Source organism: Aporhodopirellula aestuarii (genome assembly GCF_023701485.1).
GTDB classification, from domain to species: Bacteria; Planctomycetota; Planctomycetia; order Pirellulales; family Pirellulaceae; genus Rhodopirellula; species Rhodopirellula aestuarii.
The window spans coordinates 1-21,819 of sequence record NZ_JAMQBK010000085.1; the positions used below are offsets into that span (position 1 = coordinate 1).

Consider the following 21,819-nt stretch of genomic DNA (forward strand, 5'->3'; position numbering starts at 1 on the left):
CTCGTAACCTCGTCCACTACCCTAAAACTAGATGTTGACGCACCACTAGCCAACTCGACGAATGTGGATGGTGGGCTCTTTTCCTTCAAACAACGGTCGATAGGCGGCCCAAGGGATGCGGGAAGTCCCAAGAAGCGAAACTCCATGAGCGTCCGCGGTCACTCTCCGTTTTACTTCGACACTGATTGAGTAGAGTCCCCAACGCAGTACAAAAGCACGTTTGGCAACCCCTTCGGAATCGATCGTCAAGAACTCACCCACGGTATGAAATTCGACGCTGACGAGGATCTCTGTCTCGGCGTGAAGTTGCTCCGGCGCGCCATCGATTGCTGCGACCTCAAAAACGATTTCAATGGACTCTTCGTCGCTGAACTTGTGCAGGTATGACTGGAGTTGTTGATTCGGTTTCTCGCGATCCGCATCGGCCGCAAGTGAGAACGTAGAATCGCTGGCATGTTGATCCTGTCTCTCGCCGTGATTCGGCGCAACCAAGTTTTGCACGACCGATGCGACCGCAATCTGGGAATCACCGGCGAGTGCAAACCGTTCATCGATATCTTGCAACTCTCGACGCAATCCGGCGATCTCGGGACCCAGCCACCAAGGTCGGTCCTCCAACGGCCAACTCTGCGAGGACAAGTCGGTTGCTAGGTTTTCCACCCAATAGGTTTGATCCGCGGTGGATAGCCAATCACGCTCACGTTCGATTTCTTTATCGAGACGGCTCAACGCAAAGTCGACGATGTCACGATACGATGTTAGCGTGACCGGTAGCTCATTCGCTCCATCGGTTTCGATCCGGATGCATTGATCTACCACGAGAGTGGCGGCATGGAGATCAAACCGCCGTTGGAGAACTCGGATGGCAAGTTCGTGCTGTTCAATCGGCGTTTCGCATCCCTGCATGTCCTCGTCAAGGGATCTCAGCCAATCGAGAGTTGTTGAGGCAACCCGATTCGCACCAATCAAGGCAGCTTCGAGCATGCTCGGATAGAGAGGCGTCATCAACCGTTCGTCCGATGGAAGAAAATCAAAGAGCAAACAGCGTCCCATCGCGACCGCAAGGTGATACGCGGGCGCATGACTGTCTTCGGTCACAGGAGTATCGGCTTGCCATCCGGAAAGTGCGTCGTGCGAGTCGCACCTGCGGAGATTCTCAGTCAGTGAGTAGCGATCATCCAGATCATGATTTCTTGCTTCGTTGTCCATCGTTCAAGTGAGCCCGCCTCGAAGAGGTTTTTGATTGAGAGGCCGTCCCGCTCGGTTCTTTTTCTTTTCCGGACATGGCAATGCCCCGTCCCATTCTTCCATTGGGAAGAAAGCCAATCCGCTCCCTTTGGAAGAGACACCGAAGTGCTCTAGCGTGTGAAACCGAATCTCACTCTCATCGACTATCCGCGTTTTATGTTCGTACCGCTGCTTTACTCGAATAGTCGCTTCGGGATCGATGATTGCTCTGCGATATCGCATTACCAAAGCACGAGCAACATCCTTCCAACACTGGCAACCGTCTGGAATATAGGAAGTGATCACTGCTGCCTTACGGGTGCTCAGCGACTCGGCAACAATTTGCAATCCCTTGGGGGAAACCAGCGAAAGCATCTTGCGTGCGTCCTCTCGGTCACGCGCTGAAAATGAAACAAACATCGGTCGCTTGTCAGCCGAGGATATTTCTTCGAGCACGATTGAGCGGACGAGACCGCGATCCTGAGCGGAGACTTCATTTATTCTGTCCGCACCAACCTCACGAACGCGATGTGCGGTAGCCCCCACAACGCGATGCCATGGTTCGGCGCGATTGCTGACATGCTTCTCCAAAACATGGACGAGTCGTTTGGAATTGAGCGTTGCATCAATGCTCATCACGGCACCTCTGTTCCGATCCAAGGAAGCGGGATTTCAATGCACGAACGGTTTGCCGCACCAAGACGCATGAGCATACGGACCTGCGGATCCACTGGCACATCCTGCTCATCGGAGGGAACCAAGACATCGCTGTTACTGAGCCAACGCTCAATGACCTTCACTTTGCTCGGGTTGACCATTCGCGTTTCATCTTCCTTGAAGTTCTTCTTGTCCTTTTCTTTTGGTTGAATGGGTGGAAAACTAAAAATGCGGCAGAAGTTCGCATTGATGTCATTGTCCAGTCCTGCCCGCTCCATGAGTGATTTCCACGCTTGTGCCGAGGAAATCCCGATCCACCCGTCAAAGCTTAAGAGGTTCGCCCAATCGTTCCAGCTCCAATCGATATTTGACAATGTCTCATCAGATTGATCATCACCGATCCCTCTCACCGTGTATTTCCAATGATCATCGACTAGTAAAAATTTCCAGTAGTGACGCATCAGGTTGTGACTCGCATTTTGGCGAGCAGACTTGAGCATCTTTTCATACACGGCTTCGAGATCCTCCAACGTAGCATCTCCGAATGAATCGTCAGTCGTCTGCTCCTGCCACGCCTCCATCGCGTGCGCATCTGTCCAATCAAACACGACAATATTACAACGCTCAACTGCATTGCGGTGATCAACCTCCCAATCCGTCAACGGACGAGCGTAGCGACTGACAAATTCCGTTTGCGTCTGGCTTAAAAACCGGACGATCCCCGATGCCGCGAAGAACATCGCTTTGTATTGATCGCTCGGCACCTTGGCTTCGCTCCAATACTTCTCAAAGGCTTCTTGCATCGGTTTGTACGGAACATCGAAAGATGAGGATAATCGTTCTTCCGAGATTTCCTGGACGGAATCCCCCGCAGCATCGATCGCCAATTCGCTTGATTTGTCGAGTGTGACCTCTCGTGCCGTCGTTTTTCTTTTCTTGCGGTATCCTGAGATTGCGAGTCTCGCCAGAACTGTATTTAACCAACCGACAAAGGTTCCGCTTCGAAACTGGGAGATTTTTCGACTAATGTGGATTCGAGCAACCTGCTGAAACTCAGTTTCATCAAGTACCGGAGAAAATCTCTTGGCAATGCGAGATGCTGCGTCATCAACAATCGGAATAAGCCGTTCTAGTGATCGTTCGAAATCGGCCTTCAGACTCGGTAAGCGTTGTGTCAAATCCTCTTCCGTCGGATCACCGTCAGCGCAGTGCTCAAGCATCTCGTCATACGCACGTTTGCACTTGGCAGCAGCGTTAGCGATGCAATTAGCGTCATCGATTGGCTGTCCGGCCGAGGAAAGATCGTTTCGACACATGGAATCGGGAGGCTTGAAGAAGAGCGGAGATGCGCGACATGTATTTCTTAGTTGATAGTAGTGTTCGGATTATCATCGATCCGCACCCCGGTCTGCAAGCTCCCGAGCTCCTGTTGGCAACCTTCCTCCTTGAGACTGCGGTGCTTTTTGAACCGGCTGCGACGAGACCTTTCGAGCACCTCCTCGAAGTTGGCATTGCGTGACGACGTAATGAGGGAGTTCTTTTCGCACGACCAGTCTGCCACGTGTGGCCAAAAGGTCTTCCCACCTACATTGACTAGCCCTTGCAGCCTGGAATTGGGCCGACTGAATCGCGGCAAGCAAGCGTCGGCTAAGCAGGTACCGAATTTCAACAGCGAGGTGGGAACCCCGGGGTGCATCAGAGTCGTATGCGACATGAAATCTGTCTTGTAGCAGTCGCACGATCTGTGACACATGACGACGCTCGACCGGCAACGTGACGTCCGACCACTCCTGTGTCGCACGAAAATCGTGGAAGGAACCGCTACCATCTGCCGCTGGCGTGAACGCCAATAATCTTCCGCTCGCCTTCACAACAACCCGCAGATCTCCTCTCTGCATCCAAATTTGGGGTTGGAACTGGAGGACTTCGATCGCGGGCAGCCAGCGACCTTCCTGACGCTCGAACGAGGCGTTGCCAAACTCGGCAGAATGCGGTGCTACTGATTCAGAGGGCTCCGTACCTGACGATGATTGCTGATTCAGATGATCATGCTCTGTGTCTACCAATCGATTACCCTCCATGGCGATATGCTGAATAGGCGATGATGACGATTCATTTGGTTCACTCGTTGGAACCTCGCTTCTGTCATCTTCAATTATCGGTTGTGGACTCTGTCTTTCGGGTCCGTTCAAACGAATTTGCCCAGGTTGAGCGGGCGACGCGATCTGATAGGTGCGCTGCGAGCGTTGGCTATGTGGCAATGGATTCGTCAATACCCAAAGGCAGGCGGTGAGAAGTACCGCTAGGATCGCACAGAGAATCTCGCACCGGTTCATCGTGACGGCGTCTCTCGTCTGGATGGTGCCGATGCGGGAGCGGTCAAGAGATCCGCATCGATTCCATACTCACGTAAGACTTGTAAAACCGCGGCAACGTCATGGTGCATCGTCTCCCTGTCGACGGCCACGTCAAGGGTCAGCAACGACGTGCTGCTTCGTTCCTTCCACTGGCGACAAAGCATTGTGAGTTCCATGATCGTCAACTCCTTCTTTTGAAACAGCAGCGTCCCGTCGGGCTGGATAATGAGCAGGGTGTCCAAGGGCGACGGGCCGCGTTGGGCTGTGGTCTGAATCTGTTCGCCGCCGACGTCCGCTAGGCTGACTGGAATCCGCGTCAGTGTTGGCCGCTGAAACAACATCGCCAAAAACAGGAACGTCAGCACAAACGTCATGTCCAGCAACGGCGTCAGGTCGCATCGCGGCGTTGAATCTGCTCTGGCAATCGATTGCTGACGTCGGCGTGTCTGAGGGGGCAAGGCGCGTTGGTTCACAATTCGGTCCGGTCTTTTGACTAGTTGATGTTAGGATTGGAGAGTGCAGAAGAGGTTCGATCGTAATAAGCGTTTCACGGATCGTACGCGAGTAGCGAGTATGGACAGCAAGGCGTACCGAGTGGACAGCCGACTGGACAATCATGATCATGATTCCGATGATCGAAGAACTGATTGCCATTCGGAATCCTATCATCATGCTCCCCAGATCATCGCCGCTCGACTCCATGGTGCGAATCGCGGACATGATCCCGATCAGCGTGAGTGCTAAACCGATCTGAACAGCTGATTGAATGACGAACCCGCTGATACGACAGAACCCTGACACGTCTTGCTCGATGGCTTCATCGACCAAGTCCCACCGATGTTCGTGGCGGCAATGGTTCCCCAAGGCGGCCAACGGCTCGGCAAGCGAGGGAACTAATTTTAATTCTGCGATCCTGTCGGATGTCAGCCACCGTCGGTTGCTGCTCAGCACCTCGCAGTACTGGTTCAAACTGGAAATAGAATCGGTGAGTCCTGGTATCGCAGCGAGCCGGCCGAGCAGAAGTAGCACGCAGTACAACATCAGCCCGACTTCGAGCCACATCGGCAACCACAACCAACGCGAATTAGGGTCCAAGAATGCGTCAATCTGATTCATGGATGAATGACTCCGTCAATTCGAGTGATGGTCCCTTGGAGTACTCCTCGAACGGACCGAAGTTGTTGACAGCAGGGGTGACTTCCCGCTGGAATCGTGGGATAGAAGCGATGTGGCGTTGCAACCGGCACAGGAACAGGAGCGGTGGTCGCGACGGGCTTTTGAAAGCGTCTCGGAGTTGGGGCGATGGCAGCGGGCGGGGAAGTCGGCACGGTTGTTACCGATGCCGAAGTGTCGGACGTTGGCGTATGAATCGTTGCCATAGCTGCTTTGGTTTGGGATGCAGTGGGGGCCGGCGCGGAAGGTAACGCTTGCAGTACCGCGTCCGCCCGATCTTCCCACTGGCGTGCGACGGCGTCTCGGTTTTGCAACACCGATTGATATCGCTGAAGCACCTGAGCTTCAATCTCCTCTACCGGTGCTACGTCCGAAACCGACGAACCCTCCGCAGTGGAAATCGCATCGGCACTTTTGATTGCCTCGACGATTGGTCGGACCTCAACCGGTGGGCTGATTTTCTGATCCGGGCTCGGTGAATCCGTGGTCAAGGACTCGACCAATTCATCGATCGGAATTGCTTCCACTTCCAACGGAAGTTTGGGGTCCTGAGCTTGAAGTGACCAATGGCCGAGAAGGCTGGCACCGGTGAACAGACAAACGAAAGCGGGTCGGCGTAACAACATTTTTTTTCCTCTAAAACGGGAACGAAAGGACTAGAATGGGTAATGCAAAAGGTGACTCAGCGAATCTTTAATTTGGACGCTTGGTACAGTCCCTCGAGATAACGAAAGGTTTCTTCGTCAACGGGGACATATTCTCCGGATTCCAACAGCACGGGGTCCAACTCCGGTTGATCCTGAACACCGAACGCACTCAACGATGGAAGAACTGGAAAACGCATCTGGGCTTGCTGATACAGATCGGGACGAACCCAGGCGGTAGTAATGGTGCCGGCCACGGCGACCAAAACGAGGACGAATACTTTTTTCATGTGTTGAATCTCCAGTCTCGGGCAGTGAGCTTCACGTCAGTTCGTGACGGCATTAATAGAACGCGGCTCTGACATTCTCGTGACAGATCTCGACGTCTTTGACCGGTCAAAATCATCGATTGAAACGTCAACCACCGATTCCAGGTCCAGGTCGCGAATCCCCTGCATCAGAGATCGCAGTTGTTGGTTGAATGCGGAAAGTTGCGAGCGAGTCTTCTCGCCTTCCAGCCTCGTCGCTCGATACTCCACCAAATGGGCGATCACATGACGGTGACCGATTGCGGCGTGATAGGTATTGCCTAGTTGCACCTTCCGAGCGCGAGTCGTCCGTACAAACTCAGCAAGACTGTCCCGCGTCGAGGCCTGTTCGGTTTGGCTTTTTGCGAGGACTCGTTCAAGGCGTTGGCAGACCTTGATGTCCAAACGAATCTTCTGCGCGATAGCCTGAACGTCTTCAGGAAGAGCCTCCACGCTTCCGTAGATTTCAAGCATCGTGCGCAGTTTTGCCTCACGAAGTCGCCTCTGCTCGGTTGCCAACGAAGCCCGACGAGAAAATTCCGAGAGTTTGGCGTCGGCGGCCTCACGGGCCAGTTCCGCGGTAACCAAATTGTCATCAACCGCCCGCATGACCTGTTCTTCTCCTTCCAACAAACGACGAAGCCCATCGTCGATGGAAGAGAGGACCTTGGACAACGTTCCCTCTAGCAAAATCGATACGCGGACATCTCCAGGGGATTTTTGCAGTTGATTGCGCAGGTTTGCTGCCTGTTCGAAGTCCTCCGCCAAGGCCTTGCGGATGTCCGCAATCGGGGTCGCATGAAGTTCCTTCGTCAATTGCGTCAGTTCCTTGGTTTGCATGTTCAAATCAATGATTGACGAGCGTACGGTGGGTGCCTCCGCGTAAGTATCCAAAGCGATGGCGGCGACACTGACCGAAACGAGAATGACGGTGTAAAAACGATTCATGGTTGAGCTCCGATAGAAAAGATGCAAATGGAACTGCTGAGCAGCGGAAGTGGTGACGATGGACTCTTCTAAATACAAAACGCGGTAACGCAGATCTGATGACAGATCACGACTCGCCAAGCATCTCCTTTGCTCACCATGGCTTCTTGAACATCCAATGTCGTCACCGAGCGAATCCCCTAGAAGTGTCGGGTGAAAAGGCGTTCCCGAGCCGACCTCATCGAATCATTCACCCTGCCAAGTGCGGGTTGTGCTGAACCAAATCAAACCGACTCTTAGCACCGTCAGTGCAGGTTCGTTTCGGCCCGCAAGAGAAACGGGGAGACGCAGGAGTTAAGCGAGTGTCATCGCTCGATCCTTGGAACAGATCGCTGTCATTGGCCATCAATTCGTCGGCCGCACAAGCCGAGTCGGATAGGACGCACTGTAGACGTGATATCGTTGCTCCCGTAGCGATGACCTTGGGACTACAAGGTTGTGCGTAATCAATGGTCAGTAGTCCGGCCACAGCCAAAAATTCGGCACATCTCGCAAAAGATCGTTTTCCCGGACTGACGAGCTCGTCGATCCGTATGTCCGTACCGCAGTTCTGCAGCGAAGCAAAAAAGCGGTTGATCGAAATGGCGTCCGGTTCGGTCGAAACTTTTCCAAGCGGCTCACAGGGGACCGGATAACCATCTACCTGCCACGCATCGACGAACGCCAAGGCGACTGCGTCGCGCAACTCATCGGTAACCGAAACCACTCTCGATGATGCGGGGAATGTTGTTGATCCACTCAGAGCATTTCTCCGATTCGGCCCCGTACCGATCTCAGAGGAACTCCGAGCAACAACGTTCTTGGTCGCGTTCGCAGATGGACTTTTCAAAAACGTAAACTGATCGCAGAGTTTGCGAAGCACTTGGCTGGTTGCATCATCGCGTCCAAAACCCAGAACCTCGTGTCCTTGAAGGCGAAGTTCTCGTACCAAGGGCGTGAAATCACGATCACCGCTTACGATCGCGAAGGTGTTGATCTTGCAATGGCCGTGCATCAGCGACATTGCGTCGACGGTTAATTGCATGTCAGCACTGTTCTTTCCCTGAATATTCGAAGTCACATGCACCAACTGCGCACCCAAATTGGCCATCGCCAAACCTGCGGCCCGATGAACGGACCAGTCCGCGTACGCACGGATCAATACGATCCGTCGATCTGTCCCGGTGTCACGCAAAACTTGGCGAATCCCGGCCAGGCCTGCCGAAGAGATGTTCTCCCAATCGATCAAGATCACCGCGTCGTTGGGTGAAACGTCTGAAGAATCAGTCGACGGGGCTGGAATCACGGGAGCGATCATTGGCGAACCTTTTAAGGACGGCGAGTGTGAATTGGTTTACACTCACTTAAGGATCCCAATCCGATCTGGTGACAGCTTGGAAGCTTTCCCAGCCTTGCAGACCCCGCCCATTTGGGTGGAAAATTTCCGTTTGCCCTGCAACTTCTGTAAGTCTCCACGAAGCATGGATTTACGCCACGCAACAGAGGTTCAGGAAAACAACAAGACGAGCATTTTGATTGACAGTTCCAACGATCTCTGCAAAAACTTTCATAACCCATTGCGAGCCCATAACTTGGGCAAGGGTAAGGCGCACCGAGGTTGGCCATTCACAGGCCATTGAAACTTGCTCGCTTTTTTTGTACCACTTGCGGGGTTTTGAGGCGCACCGAGGTTGGCCATTCACAGGCCATTGAAACCTTCCGTCCTCGATAGCCCGAAGGCCCTCGAGGACTTCTTCTCGGCGCACCGAGGTTGGCCATTCACAGGCCATTGAAACACCGGCTGAGGGGATATGACCGCGAAATTGAATAGCTGGGCGCACCGAGGTTGGCCATTCACAGGCCATTGAAACACAACCGGCGTTTCGACAACTGGCGTCTCTTCGACAAGGCGCACCGAGGTTGGCCATTCACAGGCCATTGAAACTGTCCACTCGCTTTCTTGATTGCTTTTTTTGTACCGGCGCACCGAGGTTGGCCATTCACAGGCCATTGAAACCGTTTTAAAAGCCTTTGACCAATTTCTTGGCGTTGGGCGCACCGAGGTTGGCCATTCACAGGCCATTGAAACCGGCGATTGCCTTGGCTTCCTTGTACCAACGACGCTGCTCGGCGCACCGAGGTTGGCCATTCACAGGCCATTGAAACGCGGTGGACTCGGGAGCCGGTGCCGGAGGGGCGGGGTGCACCGAGGTTGGCCATTCACAGGCCATTGAAACCAGATGCGGTTTTGGAACGCGAGCGCGCGCAGAGCTGCGAGGCGCACCAAGGTTGGCCATTTACAGGCCATTGAAACATGATGGTCCAGCTCCAGGGCATGCCTTGATCCAAGGCGCACCGAGGTCGGCCATTCACAGGCCATTGAAACGCGTGTTCGACTCCGCATTTGATACCGACATGCAAGTCCGGCGCACCGAGGTTGGCCATTCACAGGCGGCTGAAAATTCCATGCAGGGTGATCACAACCATTCGCGGGCTTGGGTCTACACGGCTTTCGCAACAGGTTGCGATGACGCCAGCCGGGATCGCAATCGCGGCGGTGCGGCAGGTGGATAAACGAGCCAGCCGCTTACCGTGGACGATGAATCGTTGTCACCCGTAACCCGACCAATCGTCGGATGTGTGCGAGGGCTTGCTGCCATGCCACAGTTCACCCCTCAGCCGAGACGGTTGCACGATCTTCGTCCCCCACCCTCTGGGATATTGTTTTGACCGTAAGTCGTCACATCGTTGTCGAATCCTCGCGTCGAGATCCAAGAGAATTCGATCACAATCGGTCGTTCGGTAGTACCAAACAAAGGATCGCAGAACCGCGTTCAAACGATCAACACGTTTTGGTGAACTCAAACGCTGGTTGGGGTTCAACCAATGATCGATGGCTTCCTCAATCTTCCGTATGTTTCGGGTGGCCGGACGAATTTGAGTCGGTGTGATCTCAAAACCAAGAAACTCGAAAGCAGTCTTCCGGGCATCGATCACGCACGTTTTCTTGGGATGAAGCTGCAATCCCATTTCGCGACATTGTTGTTTTGCGAGTCTGAGAGCATGTTTTGCCTCCACGCGACTGGCGGTGGAAATCACCATGTCATCGGCATATCGAATCAGGCCGCCTCGCCTTTGGACCTCACGGTCAAACTCGATCAAGCTAGCGTTGGCTAACAGGGGCGACAGCGGGCTCCCCTGCGCGACGCCGCGAGATCGAGGTCGATGCGTCGATGAGATCTGCAACGCGGAATTCAACAGGGGATGTGCGCCTTGTCGGCAACCATGATCGTGAAGGGATCGTCGCAAATGATCGTGGTCAATACTCTCAAAAAAACGTCGAATGTCCGTCTTGACGATCCAGACCGCCGAACGTGCCAGGCTATCGCGAATAGCGGCCAATGCCTCATGGACCCCTCGTCCATCCCGATAGGCATAGCTCGATGGAGACATGTGCCGTTCCAATCCGGGTTGTACGGCCAACCGCATCGCCTGCAGCACGACTCGGTCACGAACGGTCGGAATCTCTAACGGTCGCAGACTTCCATCCGGTTTGGGAACAGACACAGCCTTCAACCGCGAGAACGCAAACTCACCACTCCTCGTCAATCGAGCTAACTCTTTCAACGCGATTCGATGATCCCGTCCAAACGCCTGAACGCTGACGCGATCGATTCCGGCGGCTCCATGACAGTGACGCACTCGTTTCCATGCCTTTTCGAGATATCGTTCCAGATCCCAACCTTCGTTGGCTGATGGGTTCTGAGGTTTGGAACTCCGCATGCGCAAGAGCGCTGACCATGGCATCTCAATGCACCTCCATGTCGCTCGGATCGATGCTCTGCCCTTTCGCATGGTCTCGGATCTGCCGTCGCGTCCGTTCGATCAATGCGATCAACTCCGCTTGCTCTTGTTTGGCCAGTCTTTCTTCGAGACCATTGACCAACTGATTCTTAGCGGCGACTGACATCGAGCACCGCTCGCCTTCATGGCAATCAAAATCGCTCAGCTTTACCTGCCGCCGACGAAGCAGCTTCACGACGGTGCGATCGACGACTGGAATTCGAAAGGGCTCGATGACATCACAGGCAAGCGACGCGCGGCCGGGACGATGCGTGTGCAGAAATCCCTGACGAACATCCAACCCCGCGACCGTCAGCAATGTGTCGGCACGTCCAAGCAGAAGTGTATAACCGAACGAAAGCATCGCGTTGACCGGATCAGGTGCTGGGTGAAACTGTCGTTGCCGGAATGACCAATCAGGATCGATCATGGAACGAAATCGTTTCCACCATGCAGCGGCAATGCTACCTTCGATTCCACGAACGGCGTTCAAGCTCTCGGCCTTTCGAAGCAAGGCCGGAGCCTTTTTGGTCAGGCGGGTCACTTGATCTGCGAACTCAGCCCTCCCCTGCCGTTGGTAGTAGCGAGATGCCTCTTGAGTCGCGACCGACTTGGCAGCGATCAAATCACGAGCTCGATCCAGACCGAAGTTGGGGTCCTGGCATGCGTTGTACTGACAATACGTTAACGATGTGGGAACCGCTCCGGGGGATACGCGAGCAACGACGCGGTCCATCGTCGGACTAACAAACACCACTTCGATTTTGTGCCGCCACAGCAAACCAAACGCGACGCCCGAAACGTCGGCATAACCCACGACGACGATGCGGCGGATCGTCTTGGGGTGCAGCGTTTGCGGCTTGCCGTCGATAGGCTCGAAAACCAACAGCTTACCGCGAACTCGCAGAGTCGCCGGACCGTTGAGATAGATGGTCTCGGCAGTGGCGACCCGCGATCGAAACCGCAACGCTTTCAATCCAGACTTTAGGTGCAACGGTAGTTCCTTATAGAATTAGGTAGGGTGCATCGACCACACGTGCTGCGTCGGGAACGCAACGTTGCTCACGTTGCCATGTCGACGTCAATGGCCAAGCGCAGACTGAATCGGTTTCCTCATCAACCAACGACGCCAGCTTGCGAATCAATTTTTTGACTTGAGCGCGAGAGGCTTGAACAAAGAACACCGACTTCTGAACGCGAATTCCTTGAATCTCAAGCTCCTTGGCCACGCGCGTCCGCATGCGGTCACTCTGGATGTCGTAAAAAAAGATCCATGGTCGGGTCATCAAGACACGTAGGCCGTGTTTAAGGAGTGGGGTGATCAGCAGTCCCAGCAACGTGATCGTCAGCGAACATGAGAACAACGCAAAACCGAACGAATGGTGACAACGACTCGACAAAACGCCTCTGCAGACCCCACCCAATCGGGTGTCAAAACACACGTTACCCCTGCAACTTCCACAAGCCTTTGCTACAACGACACTTACGCCCGAATGAGCACAGCAAGTCCGCGGATGTGGAGGGCTCGTCAGTTGACTTTTCCGGACATCTCTGCAAAAGTTGTCGTAAACCGCTACAGAATCACGGGTTGCGATGGGGTAAGTCGCAAACAGGTCGGCCATTCACAGGCCATTGAAACTGGCAGAATTGATGGCTTCAGCCATTTCGTCGGGTCGCAAACAGGTCGGCCATTCACAGGCCATTGAAACTTCTTTGGTCCGGGCACATATACGGTATATGCTCCGTCGCAAACAGGTCGGCCATTCACAGGCCATTGAAACGAGGGGTTTCAAAGCGGACCGTCGCGGGTAAATCCACGTCGCAAACAGGTCGGCCATTCACAGGCCATTGAAACTCAGTCAGGAAAGCTGGTCCGTTTGCTAGAATGCTTCGCCGTCGCAAACAGGTCGGCCATTCACAGGCCATTGAAACAGGCAGAACCTCGCCAAAGAATTCCGTGCAGATCCGCTGGTCGCAAACAGGTCGGCCATTCACAGGCCATTGAATTCCGGGCCGCAAAAATCCAGGTTTGGAGTCATCCCTTCGTCGCAAACAGGTCGGCCATTCACAGGCCATTGAAACAAGCTTGGGGTAGCGTTGGGACTTCAGGTCACGTCCGCGTCGCAAACAGGTTGGCCATTCACAGGCCATTAAAACTCGATTCCATCGGTCTGCGCCGGGTCCCCTGAACCGACGTCTCAGAAGGGCTCGACACTCACCGCTTTCCGATTCGAGTACTAGCCCGGATGATTCATGTAGGCCGGTAACGAGGTCGCTAGCCTTGCCGTATCCGCGTCAAGGCTGTGCGAGAGTTGAATCATTCTGCGTGTCGCCATCTCTTGTGATTTGCGACCGAAGTTCCGGCGGAATCAGCATTAGCTTTATACGGCCTACTATTTTGATGAACATCCGGGCTAGAAAGCCTAGACGCAGATAGCCAACCTCCGGTTGGTCCACAGCGATACCCATCCGAAGGGCTTCCTCTTCGTCGTTTCGCAAACCGCTCTACAGCCCACGAAGCAACGTAGTCAGTTTTCCGATCGCAGTTCGCTGCTTTCTGCTGATCGCAAGCTCAAGCAACGTGATCCATTGCTGCTTCGTCAACTCATTTTGGTTTCGAATCATCTGATCGACAATCAGGCTGGCCATTTCGTCATCCTGTTCGATGTGAAAGCAATCACGAAGTACCCCCATATCTGAGCCGACTTCTTCCGCCGCTTGCCGAAGAATGGTTTCACGTTCGGAACACTCAAGCGTCGCGTACTTCTTCAGCCGCTCAAGTATTCTCGCGACCGATTTGCGAACTCCCAAACGAACTATCAACAATGTCGAGTCGTCATCCGTTTGACTCGCTGCTTGCTGACAAACCTTCACGACCTCATCGTTTCTTGGGGTGCCCTGAATGTTACGCAGGAAGTAACCGAGGGTGGCTGCCGGGATCCCATCGGAAGCCAAACAGAGATAGTCTCCGTCTGAAAACTCGGTGTGTAGCAGTGACGGGTCAAAGTCACCGCTCTTGCCGACGTAGTTCGTGAGGGCACGTGTTACGCAATAGTGTCCCTGGCCCGTTGGGGCCTGACGCACCTCACTTTCGAGATGGTCGGTGGTCAATTGCTCGAGACGGTCATTGCGATACAGGTAGGCCGGTGAGTCGCCCGCGTGCGCGATCGTGATATGACGTGCCTGAATGTCGACGAGTGCGGCCACAACGGTACATCTCGCGTCGCCATCGAGAAACGCATGCCGCACAGTCTGATGGGCGTCGATCAGGTTTTGCTTCAGCCACGGCTCTGGCAGTACTTCATGCGGCCGTCCTTTATCGAATTGACGAACCAGCTGCGAACAGGTCATTTTGGCTGCGCCACTTCCGTTCTGAGACGAAGAGAGTCCATCACAGACGATTAATAGGATTTCGGGCGCAATTCGATCGACGACTGCATAGGCAAAAGCGTCGGCATTGGAAGTTGCTGGCTGGCCTGGCTTGGGCAGTGTCGCCCCCGCAATGGGAAAATTTTTCATATGGATACTCCTGCTAGACAATCGAAATCAGACCGACAACATTGTTGAACCCATGCGCGTTTGTGATTCGAGTGAGACGTGTCTTCCATGTTTCGAATGAAGAGACCGTCAAACGCAAACTGGTCGATTCAAACGTTAGTGTTTTCCCGGGATTGAGTCTCGATGGATCAGCAACGCATTGCGATTGGCTTCATCGATGCTCAAGCCGTTTTCCCCATGCTTGCAGCACCGACCGTCCGTACCGGGAAGCTACATTTTCTTGGTTACAGGGCCCTTGGGCCTCGACGATACGTCCAGACGGATCCACCATCACGGTCGCTCGCGAACACGCGTAGTCGACATGAAAGATGTAGTGCCGGCCCGTGATGGCGTGATCCACAAAGCGTGCGACACAGTGATGCATGCGAGCCCCCTCATCGTAAATCTCCCCAGCACTTTCGAGCAATCGAATTCCCTTGGAATCAGGGAGGTCGATAGGCGGTTTTTGAGTCATCTGATTTCTATCCATGTCACCATCATGCCCCCCTGTAATCTGCTCCCACCCGCGGTTTCGATGCCACTTGATACTCTTTCTCGCTAGGCCACCCAGCCGACCTTGGTGCGGATATGGGTATTCGAGCAGAAACGCCACGGCCTGTTGGATATCTGCCGTCCGCCTAAGACTCAGATTGGTTTGTAAGGCTTCGCCAACACGAACAACAGCATCAGCGATCTCTTGCCGCGTTGCATGCATAAAAAGCTCAACATTTTCGACTCGAGCAAACGCAGCGGATCGCAATTCTTCCGTCGGTGCCGGTCCATTCAACAAGTCGAGGTACTCCGTTGCAAGGAGAAGCGTGGTGAGCACTACACGGTCGGTAATCGGTTTTTTCAAGTATTTCTGGGCAAGCATCGGTAGAAGGCGAGCAGGAACACCGCCGGGCAAATTCATAACGGTGCGACGTAGACTTCCATAGGAGAACCAAGTGGGCGAGATCAGACGTTGCCAGTTCTGTAGCTCTTTCAGCACAAAGCATTCAAAAGCGTCGACATCATTAATTCGTGCTGGATCGACACGCCAGCGGGACCACACGATTTCAGTAGCATAGGCAACAACCGCCGCGGCGGCTCGAAAACGTAAGATATCGCTGACGAGGTATCGGTTTTCGTAGAGTCGCTCGTCATGAGCAATTTTGGGCACGCCGCAACTGGCGGCAAAGATGGCTTTCTGCACTTTGAGATGCTTAGGATCCCCGGCCGCGATCCGCTGCTGGCAAAACGCCTTGACCGGTTGGGTCACGACCTGCCGTAGATCGCTGAGGGTTCGGCGACCAGATCTCCGATCACGCAATAGACAGCGAGCGACCTGACCGGGTAATCCTTTCTGCGAGATTAAGTCCGCGTGCAAAACGGGAAACGCGGCCTCCGGTTCAAACGCACCGCATCGGGGCCATAAGTCACATCGGTCACGACAGTCGCAGTTGGTAATCGGAAAAAGAAACTGTTGATGTTTCTCATCGGTGGTTACGAGAAACCCTGTATTCCGGGAGAGCAAGAACGTCGTCGCAAGGCCGGAACCTTCGATTGTTAGCTGATCACGATGGCTCCGAACATGAATTCGAGGGAAAGGTTGGGGATTTTGCATTTCTTATATCGATTGCCATTCCTAGTTTGTCTCAGCTGAAAACGGTGTTGTTAACGAAACGCATGCGCGCAATGGCTGTGACAGAGGCTCTGCTCCTGTGGGTTTCAAGCTTTGCTCCCGCGATTAAGAAATCAGCGGTTGTCTTTGGAATTGCGCCCCATGATCGTGGCGGATTCTTAGGCCATCTGAAATTGGCCGCCGCCCACTGACGTCTTGTTGCTCAGCACACATCAAGAGGCCTCGTAGATTGTCACCCATCCGTAGTGAGTTCGTTTGGAGAATAGCTGGACAGCGCCAACTAGCTGCGAATGCAAGCCCGAAGCGCAAGCGAGTGAGCAGGTTACGGCAATATCCCTCGCTAGCGCTTCGGGCTTGTAAAAAAGGACAAAACCCTCACCAGTTGGCGTCGTCCAGATAGTCACGTTTGACGAATCATGTTTTCTGATTTCACTCTCGATCATCAAGACTCACAAGCTCATGTCACGCATCGCCTTTTGGATACTAGTTGCTGCCGGAATTCTTTTTCTACGCCCCATGTGGTTGCGGCAATGGCAGTACGAACAACAGATCCCTTTGCCACGGCCGACCATCGAATGGGTATCACCTGGACCGTATCCTGTGATCGATAGGGACTCACCGAACGGCTTGATACCACGTGATACGCACCTCCTCGACGCGGAGGAATCCATGCTCACGGAGGTGCATTATTAGTTGTCGCGGCACACGACGGGCTCGCTCTTGGCTGGTCCCGACTATCGATCGCTTGGCATGCCAGCTCAACCCTGGCGCAACGTTGCGGAATAGGCGGTCGTTCGGATTCCTGCGCGAATTCGCTCGATGCATCGCGATCTGCCACGTGATCGCTGAGGTGTCGACGGATAACACTTTGCGTGTGACGGACAGTTCGCCGCAACAATCGGCGAAGTGTCACCGATCTGAGAACGCTTCGTTTCATTAGGTAGAGAACGCAACTCCACGCATGAAAGATGGGGTGAGTAAATGAAGAAATGACCGAGCGACTGCTCGTGTCTGTCATCAATTCGCATGACCAACGTTCTGACTGTGCAACATCACTACCACAACAACAACACGCAGAGAAGCAATACGATGCCAAAACAACAACTCCGTCTTCAATTGCCCTCACGCCCCAAACGAACTGGCGAATTGACCAATACCCATACCGCCGAAGCGGCTATCGAATCATCGATCTCACGCCAGCAAAACCCTGGCATGTTGGCTAGGCTTTTCGACGGCGGCAAGATGCGTCAAGTACGTGCTGACCTAGAAAGGATTGAACAGGAGCATGCACAGGAGCTCGCAATCTCGCGTGTCGAAGCCGCAGGTCAAAGTCGCATCGCGGATCTACACCGCGAAGGCGACCGGATGTCAGCTGAAATCCGTAACAGGCACAACGCTCGTAGTGGGATGCTTGCCAAACAGCAAGCCGAAGTAAGCAGCCGTGGGATCCTGGATCAGCTTGAATGCGAAAAAGACTTGCTTAAATACATCGCCGAATCGGATTGCAGCTCCATCGACAAGCAAGATTTGATGGAGATCGCAGAAGCGATGACGAGTGAACAATTGAAATCGATCACACGTGATTCCATTCGACTTCCTCGATAAACGTCCCGAAACCAACGAAACCATTTTTATCAATTCACCCCCAACTTCAGAGATATCAAACACCATGAATCCTCAAAGCCAAACTGCTAAATCACAAAAGCTGAGCCGTCGAGCGGATGATGTCTTGCGTCCACGCAGTGGCTTGTTGGGGCAGTTGGGCAAAAGCCGTCGACAACGTGAAGCCGAGCGCCAATCGACCGATCGCATTCTGGAAGTCGCCCGTGAAGTACAGCAGGCACAGTCGGCCGAAGCGGCTCGGGTCTGTCGACTAAACGATCAGTACGAACAAGAGGACGAACACAACCTCAGAGTAATCGAGCATCGCGAGGCGATGATGGCGTTGCAATCTGGTGGGAACAAAGCAGGCTTCAAGTCAGCGGTTGACATCATGGCGGCAAAGTCACACCTGATAGGAGAGCTCAATGCCATGCAGGGAATCGATGACGAACGGCGAGACAAAGTGGTTGATTTGATTGCGGAAATCCATCGAGCTGCCGCCCAACGAACCCTCGCGTTGAACCAAGACGCGGTAGCCCCCGAGGACGAATAGCAAAGTATGGGGACGTACCTTCCTACCAATGAGGTCGCCCACATGAACTCCAAAAACAGTGAATATCAGCGAGACCGACAATGGGTTGCCCTTGGTTGTTGCGAAAAGTGACAAAGTCCCCGGGCTAACACGATACGATTCGAGACAAACTTACCCACTATCAAAACCATGAGAAAACAAGCACCGGGACTCGCACATAGCTGGGAAGGACAACTCAGTCTGTTGGTCGCGATCTTGTTTCTACAACTCCTCGCGGTGTGGGCTCCGCTCTTAACGCTTGCGACCATCTTCCCGTTAGCCATCCTTGGAACATCAACGCAATCGTCCGCCAGTAACGGGACGCGGGCGTCACGATTCTACCTAACTTGTTTGTTGATCGCAGGAACATCGCTGCTAGGTGAGATGCGCGAACTCTCACAACTCTTGGCTACATCCAGTGAAGACGAGGTGACCAATCCGCTTACCATACTCGCGGGTGTCTTGCCTGGCTTATCTTTGCGGGTTGCCGTTCCTTTCTCGGCCGGCCTCGTTGGCTTGATCGTGTTTGGTCAGATCGATGCAGAAACGCGTGATTCCGAAGATGCGAGAGTGTCTAAGTCGTGGCTCGCAGAAATGCAGATCTTTATGCAGAAGAGCGACGCACCCAAACAGGTTGTCGACTACCTGGACAAACTTGCCAAACGAGTCAAAACCGTATCGAACAACTACGACAAGCTCGCTCGCGCAGCCAATTCTTCAGAAAGTGCGATGAAGGAAGTAGCGGACGTATGCCATTCCCTAAACTCCCAAATGAAGTCGCTCTACCAAGAGCTTGAAAAGGGGCAGCATGAGATGGCAAACACTCGATCTGAAATATCGGGTGTGGCAGCAGAACTCGGGCAGCTTCAGACTCAAGTAGACGAGATGGGGGTCGTCTTGGATCAATTCGCTGAGATCGCAGAACATCAAGTGATGCAGTATCGGCCCCACCAGGAGCAACGGGTATGATTGGGAGCAGGCATCAGGCGGCATCTTGGATCGGTTGGGCAACGGCGGACGCGATAATTGGCGGCACGGCGATGTTCGGTTTTCTGGCGATCACGATGATCGCAACGCTTGTTCATAATCACAATCTAGCCCGCTCATCGAACACGAAACTTGCTCAGCTCGAAGGCTCACTCAAGCAAGCGTCTGCCGAGCTGAGCAGAAGCCGCGAAGAGCTGACGAAAGCGGAGACGGATTCGCGCAAGTGGGCCCAACTACTTGATGAATCAAACCACCGAGAGCAACTCGCGCGGCGGCGTCAGGCAGAGCATGAGCGTGTCTTGCGTCAGGAACTGTTGGGTATGCAAGGCTCGATGTCAGCCACCGTGTTTGTCGTGGATATCTCTGAGAGTGTTGGGGTTCCCATGGCACCAGGGACGGAGCGTCCCAATTGGGGTGGCGACGGGACAGCGTGGGGATTCATTCGCAATCAGGTTCAATCGTATATCGAACACTTGCCCGTCGACCAGTTTCGCGTCATCGCATTCAATCACCGGTACGTAGAGTTCCCCAATCGTTCCTCCTGGGCCAAGCGGCCTGCAGAACTTCCGGAACTCGCCGACTTCCTCGATTCGCTGACGCCAACCGGCACGACCGGAACCGAGTTGGCGTTGCGCCGCGCCGCAGAGTGGCGCCCCACCTCCATTGTACTGATCACCGACGGAGCACCGAGCGGCTCAGATGGCGTGTTTGATCCAGCACAAGTCGACCGCATCCTTCGATGGGTTGAGTCAGATGAGTTTACAATCCCAATCAACGTCGTTGCCATCAATAACTACTTCGAGCCCGACTTTGGAAGATTTCTTACTCAACTAGCAGCTGCGAGTGGCGGGAGCTTTATTGGCTTATGATGAACCGATCAAAGATCACTGCTGTCCTGAGAATCCTCACGGTCCGCCGCGAGAAAATTTGCTTGCTACTGCTTGCGTGCTGGTATTCCCTTCGTCTGTGTGTCAAGAAAGCACAGATGAAACGCCTTGAGAGAGAGGCCACCTGGCACAGGATCACAGGACAGAAACCCGATCCGAAGCTGTCGTTCTTTGACTATGCCACCGATCCCGATTTCTTTGATCAGCTCGCGAAGGAACGGACGTGGACGACCGAACTTTATGACGCGGTAAGCGAGCTTCGACAGCAACGCCGTGTCTATCAAACAGCGATCGGCAAGAGACTCTTCCACACATCACTTTGTCGGCTAACCAGCATCGCATGTGAGCCCCATGGTACCGAGAAATTTGAGGAAGATGGAAAGAGGCGATTCGACAACAGCGGCATGAACCAAACACCCCAAACCGACCAGCCTATTTCGCTTCGTGATGGAATTCTGACGTGGCTACAATTCGCCGGTGCCGACCAAGGTACCGCAAGTCGTCGAACACTGCTTCTGGCACAAAGCCACCTCACGCTTCTGCGTGATCTCCCGGTGAGTGTTCCTAAACCCGTCGTGCGTCCCGATGGACACGAAAAGCTTTCGCGAGAGCTGGACGAGAAAATGAAAACACAGACGGTTCGCAGCTTACGGCATGCGATGCAGGGCGAGTTTATACGACAGGAACTTATCTTGGATTCGCTACGAACGCTGGAGCAGGTCTCCGAAATGGCTCCTGCTGAGACTTAGAACCTATCCGAAAGTCCGTGTACAGACCGGAGATATGGGTGGCGATTTTTGCAGTAATCATACTTGTCACTTTTCAGAATCGAATATGGGCTGGAAAGAGTTCTATCGAGTGTCCCGACAAGAAGAGTTTGTCCGCTTGGCAGAAGCCGACGAGGGCAATTTCAGCAAACTGTGCGCGTTTAGGTATCTCACATAAGACCGCCTACAAATAGCGGAAGCGTCACCGAGTTTCCCCCGAAGAAACTCTGACGGATCGCTCGCGAGAACCTCACCGATCTCCAATCCAGACACTGGCGGAGACCGAGCAGAAGGTGCTGCAGGTCCGCGATGCTCACCCGGCTTGGGGCGGCTTCAAGGGCGAGTTCGCGTTGAGCAACAAAGCCTATTACTACCCGCTAACCCGGCTGGATGATCACTCCCGGTTTTCCCTGGGGATCGTTGCAGTTCGCGGACCGGCGTCCGGATGGAGCCATGACTCCCCTAACAAAAAAGCTATGCTGTTTGTAAAAAACCGCGCCCAGTTAGCTGAAGAATGGGGCCTAGTTAGATAGAGACGTTCGCAAAGAAATCGAGCTTGCTCTCGAAACGGTCATCGCGTTCATTTGATCGCGAACCAAAACTAAGGCGTGCCCTTCTTCGTGACTTATCTTGGGTCCGCCATCGGTTTCTGTTGTTCAAGAGATATAT

At 53.8% G+C, this 21,819-nt stretch carries 21 protein-coding genes and 2 CRISPR repeat arrays; of the genes, 8 read left to right on the forward strand and 13 right to left on the reverse strand.

Annotated elements, in window-relative coordinates; translation table 11 throughout:
* Positions 1 to 45: 45 nt before the first annotated feature.
* From NB063_RS27730 to NB063_RS27745, 4 genes are all read right to left on the reverse strand, one after another.
* Positions 46 to 1,209 (reverse strand): hypothetical protein, encoded by a 1,164-nt coding sequence (locus NB063_RS27730; RefSeq protein WP_250932317.1) that lies wholly within the window; start codon positions 1,207 to 1,209, stop codon positions 46 to 48.
* Between the two features lie 3 nt (positions 1,210 to 1,212).
* Positions 1,213 to 1,863 (reverse strand): hypothetical protein, encoded by a 651-nt coding sequence (locus NB063_RS27735; protein ID WP_250932318.1) that lies wholly within the window; start codon positions 1,861 to 1,863, stop codon positions 1,213 to 1,215.
* Positions 1,863 to 3,200, reverse strand: a complete 1,338-nt coding sequence (locus tag NB063_RS27740) for an RNA polymerase sigma factor (protein ID WP_250932319.1) — start codon at positions 3,198 to 3,200, stop codon at positions 1,863 to 1,865. Before NB063_RS27740 ends, NB063_RS27735 begins: the two co-directional genes overlap by 1 nt.
* Positions 3,201 to 4,216: 1,016 nt before the next feature.
* A complete protein-coding gene (locus NB063_RS27745; RefSeq protein WP_250932320.1) occupies positions 4,217 to 4,714 on the reverse strand; it encodes an ExbD/TolR family protein in 498 nt (165 codons plus the stop codon).
* Positions 4,715 to 4,857: 143 nt separating this feature from the next.
* Here NB063_RS27745 and NB063_RS27750 point away from each other — a divergent pair, with 143 nt between their 5' ends.
* Entirely contained in the window at positions 4,858 to 4,995 is a 138-nt protein-coding gene (locus NB063_RS27750) for a hypothetical protein (protein WP_250932321.1), read from the forward strand.
* A gap of 358 nt (positions 4,996 to 5,353) precedes the next feature.
* Here NB063_RS27750 and NB063_RS27755 read toward each other — a convergent pair whose 3' ends face one another.
* The 9 genes from NB063_RS27755 to NB063_RS32500 form a co-directional block, all read right to left on the reverse strand.
* Complete coding sequence (locus NB063_RS27755) at positions 5,354 to 6,040, reverse strand: hypothetical protein (protein WP_250932322.1); 687 nt, start codon at positions 6,038 to 6,040, stop codon at positions 5,354 to 5,356.
* Between the two features lie 56 nt (positions 6,041 to 6,096).
* A complete protein-coding gene (locus NB063_RS27760; RefSeq protein WP_250932323.1) occupies positions 6,097 to 6,348 on the reverse strand; it encodes a hypothetical protein in 252 nt (83 codons plus the stop codon).
* A gap of 36 nt (positions 6,349 to 6,384) precedes the next feature.
* Positions 6,385 to 7,314, reverse strand: coding sequence for a hypothetical protein (locus NB063_RS27765; RefSeq protein WP_250932324.1), 930 nt, complete (start codon positions 7,312 to 7,314; stop codon positions 6,385 to 6,387).
* 229 nt (positions 7,315 to 7,543) lie between these two features.
* Positions 7,544 to 8,650 (reverse strand): NYN domain-containing protein, encoded by a 1,107-nt coding sequence (locus NB063_RS27770; protein WP_250932325.1) that lies wholly within the window; start codon positions 8,648 to 8,650, stop codon positions 7,544 to 7,546.
* Between the two features lie 288 nt (positions 8,651 to 8,938).
* Positions 8,939 to 9,794: direct repeats of the CRISPR family, unit length 37 nt; unit sequence GGCGCACCGAGGTTGGCCATTCACAGGCCATTGAAAC.
* Positions 9,795 to 9,942: 148 nt separating this feature from the next.
* Positions 9,943 to 11,115: a reverse transcriptase domain-containing protein gene (locus tag NB063_RS27775; protein WP_250932326.1), complete on the reverse strand. Its 1,173-nt coding sequence runs from the start codon at positions 11,113 to 11,115 to the stop codon at positions 9,943 to 9,945.
* A 25-nt stretch (positions 11,116 to 11,140) separates the two neighbouring features.
* Positions 11,141 to 12,169, reverse strand: coding sequence for a CRISPR-associated endonuclease Cas1 (gene cas1 / locus NB063_RS27780; RefSeq protein WP_250932327.1), 1,029 nt, complete (start codon positions 12,167 to 12,169; stop codon positions 11,141 to 11,143).
* A 10-nt stretch (positions 12,170 to 12,179) separates the two neighbouring features.
* A complete protein-coding gene (gene cas2 / locus NB063_RS27785; RefSeq protein WP_250932328.1) occupies positions 12,180 to 12,539 on the reverse strand; it encodes a CRISPR-associated endonuclease Cas2 in 360 nt (119 codons plus the stop codon).
* 238 nt (positions 12,540 to 12,777) lie between these two features.
* A CRISPR array of direct repeats spans positions 12,778 to 13,330; the repeat unit is 35 nt; unit sequence GTCGCAAACAGGTCGGCCATTCACAGGCCATTGAA.
* Between the two features lie 350 nt (positions 13,331 to 13,680).
* The gene (locus tag NB063_RS27790; protein WP_250932329.1) at positions 13,681 to 14,694 is read right to left on the reverse strand and encodes a PP2C family protein-serine/threonine phosphatase; all 1,014 of its coding nucleotides are present in this window, start codon (positions 14,692 to 14,694) and stop codon (positions 13,681 to 13,683) included.
* A gap of 190 nt (positions 14,695 to 14,884) precedes the next feature.
* Positions 14,885 to 15,973 carry a PcfJ domain-containing protein gene (locus tag NB063_RS32500; RefSeq protein WP_250932330.1) on the reverse strand — a complete coding sequence of 363 codons (1,089 nt, stop codon included), beginning with the start codon at positions 15,971 to 15,973 and terminating at the stop codon, positions 14,885 to 14,887.
* A gap of 284 nt (positions 15,974 to 16,257) precedes the next feature.
* Between NB063_RS32500 and NB063_RS27800 the strand changes: the two genes are divergently transcribed.
* The 7 genes from NB063_RS27800 to NB063_RS27830 all read left to right on the forward strand — a co-directional run bounded on the left by NB063_RS27800 (position 16,258) and on the right by NB063_RS27830 (position 21,132).
* Positions 16,258 to 16,527 (forward strand): hypothetical protein, encoded by a 270-nt coding sequence (locus NB063_RS27800; protein WP_250932331.1) that lies wholly within the window; start codon positions 16,258 to 16,260, stop codon positions 16,525 to 16,527.
* Between the two features lie 268 nt (positions 16,528 to 16,795).
* Positions 16,796 to 17,029: a hypothetical protein gene (locus NB063_RS27805; RefSeq protein ID WP_250932332.1), complete on the forward strand. Its 234-nt coding sequence runs from the start codon at positions 16,796 to 16,798 to the stop codon at positions 17,027 to 17,029.
* A 333-nt stretch (positions 17,030 to 17,362) separates the two neighbouring features.
* Positions 17,363 to 17,941, forward strand: a complete 579-nt coding sequence (locus NB063_RS27810) for a hypothetical protein (RefSeq protein ID WP_250932333.1) — start codon at positions 17,363 to 17,365, stop codon at positions 17,939 to 17,941.
* A 64-nt stretch (positions 17,942 to 18,005) separates the two neighbouring features.
* The gene (locus NB063_RS27815; protein WP_250932334.1) at positions 18,006 to 18,491 is read left to right on the forward strand and encodes a hypothetical protein; all 486 of its coding nucleotides are present in this window, start codon (positions 18,006 to 18,008) and stop codon (positions 18,489 to 18,491) included.
* 168 nt (positions 18,492 to 18,659) lie between these two features.
* Positions 18,660 to 19,478 (forward strand): hypothetical protein, encoded by an 819-nt coding sequence (locus NB063_RS27820; protein WP_250932335.1) that lies wholly within the window; start codon positions 18,660 to 18,662, stop codon positions 19,476 to 19,478.
* On the forward strand, positions 19,475 to 20,365 hold the full coding sequence (locus NB063_RS27825; RefSeq protein WP_250932336.1) for a vWA domain-containing protein: 891 nt from the start codon (positions 19,475 to 19,477) through the stop codon (positions 20,363 to 20,365). Before NB063_RS27820 ends, NB063_RS27825 begins: the two co-directional genes overlap by 4 nt.
* Before the next feature lie 116 nt (positions 20,366 to 20,481).
* Positions 20,482 to 21,132: a hypothetical protein gene (locus NB063_RS27830; protein ID WP_250932337.1), complete on the forward strand. Its 651-nt coding sequence runs from the start codon at positions 20,482 to 20,484 to the stop codon at positions 21,130 to 21,132.
* Positions 21,133 to 21,819: the final 687 nt, after the last annotated feature.

Coding starts and splice junctions, on each gene's coding strand:
- NB063_RS27730 (WP_250932317.1), bottom strand. CDS start 1,209: ATGGACAACGAAGCAAGAAATCATGATCTGGATGATCGCTACTCACTG.
- NB063_RS27765 (WP_250932324.1), bottom strand. CDS start 7,314: ATGAATCGTTTTTACACCGTCATTCTCGTTTCGGTCAGTGTCGCCGCC.
- NB063_RS27755 (WP_250932322.1), bottom strand. CDS start 6,040: ATGTTGTTACGCCGACCCGCTTTCGTTTGTCTGTTCACCGGTGCCAGC.
- NB063_RS27760 (WP_250932323.1), bottom strand. CDS start 6,348: ATGAAAAAAGTATTCGTCCTCGTTTTGGTCGCCGTGGCCGGCACCATT.
- NB063_RS27775 (WP_250932326.1), bottom strand. CDS start 11,115: ATGCGGAGTTCCAAACCTCAGAACCCATCAGCCAACGAAGGTTGGGAT.
- NB063_RS27810 (WP_250932333.1), top strand. CDS start 17,363: ATGACCAACGTTCTGACTGTGCAACATCACTACCACAACAACAACACG.
- NB063_RS27805 (WP_250932332.1), top strand. CDS start 16,796: ATGTCACGCATCGCCTTTTGGATACTAGTTGCTGCCGGAATTCTTTTT.
- NB063_RS27830 (WP_250932337.1), top strand. CDS start 20,482: ATGAAACGCCTTGAGAGAGAGGCCACCTGGCACAGGATCACAGGACAG.
- NB063_RS27740 (WP_250932319.1), bottom strand. CDS start 3,200: ATGTGTCGAAACGATCTTTCCTCGGCCGGACAGCCAATCGATGACGCT.
- NB063_RS27770 (WP_250932325.1), bottom strand. CDS start 8,650: ATGATCGCTCCCGTGATTCCAGCCCCGTCGACTGATTCTTCAGACGTT.
- NB063_RS27820 (WP_250932335.1), top strand. CDS start 18,660: ATGAGAAAACAAGCACCGGGACTCGCACATAGCTGGGAAGGACAACTC.
- NB063_RS27735 (WP_250932318.1), bottom strand. CDS start 1,863: ATGAGCATTGATGCAACGCTCAATTCCAAACGACTCGTCCATGTTTTG.
- NB063_RS27790 (WP_250932329.1), bottom strand. CDS start 14,694: ATGAAAAATTTTCCCATTGCGGGGGCGACACTGCCCAAGCCAGGCCAG.
- NB063_RS27750 (WP_250932321.1), top strand. CDS start 4,858: ATGATCATGATTCCGATGATCGAAGAACTGATTGCCATTCGGAATCCT.
- NB063_RS27825 (WP_250932336.1), top strand. CDS start 19,475: ATGATTGGGAGCAGGCATCAGGCGGCATCTTGGATCGGTTGGGCAACG.
- NB063_RS27815 (WP_250932334.1), top strand. CDS start 18,006: ATGAATCCTCAAAGCCAAACTGCTAAATCACAAAAGCTGAGCCGTCGA.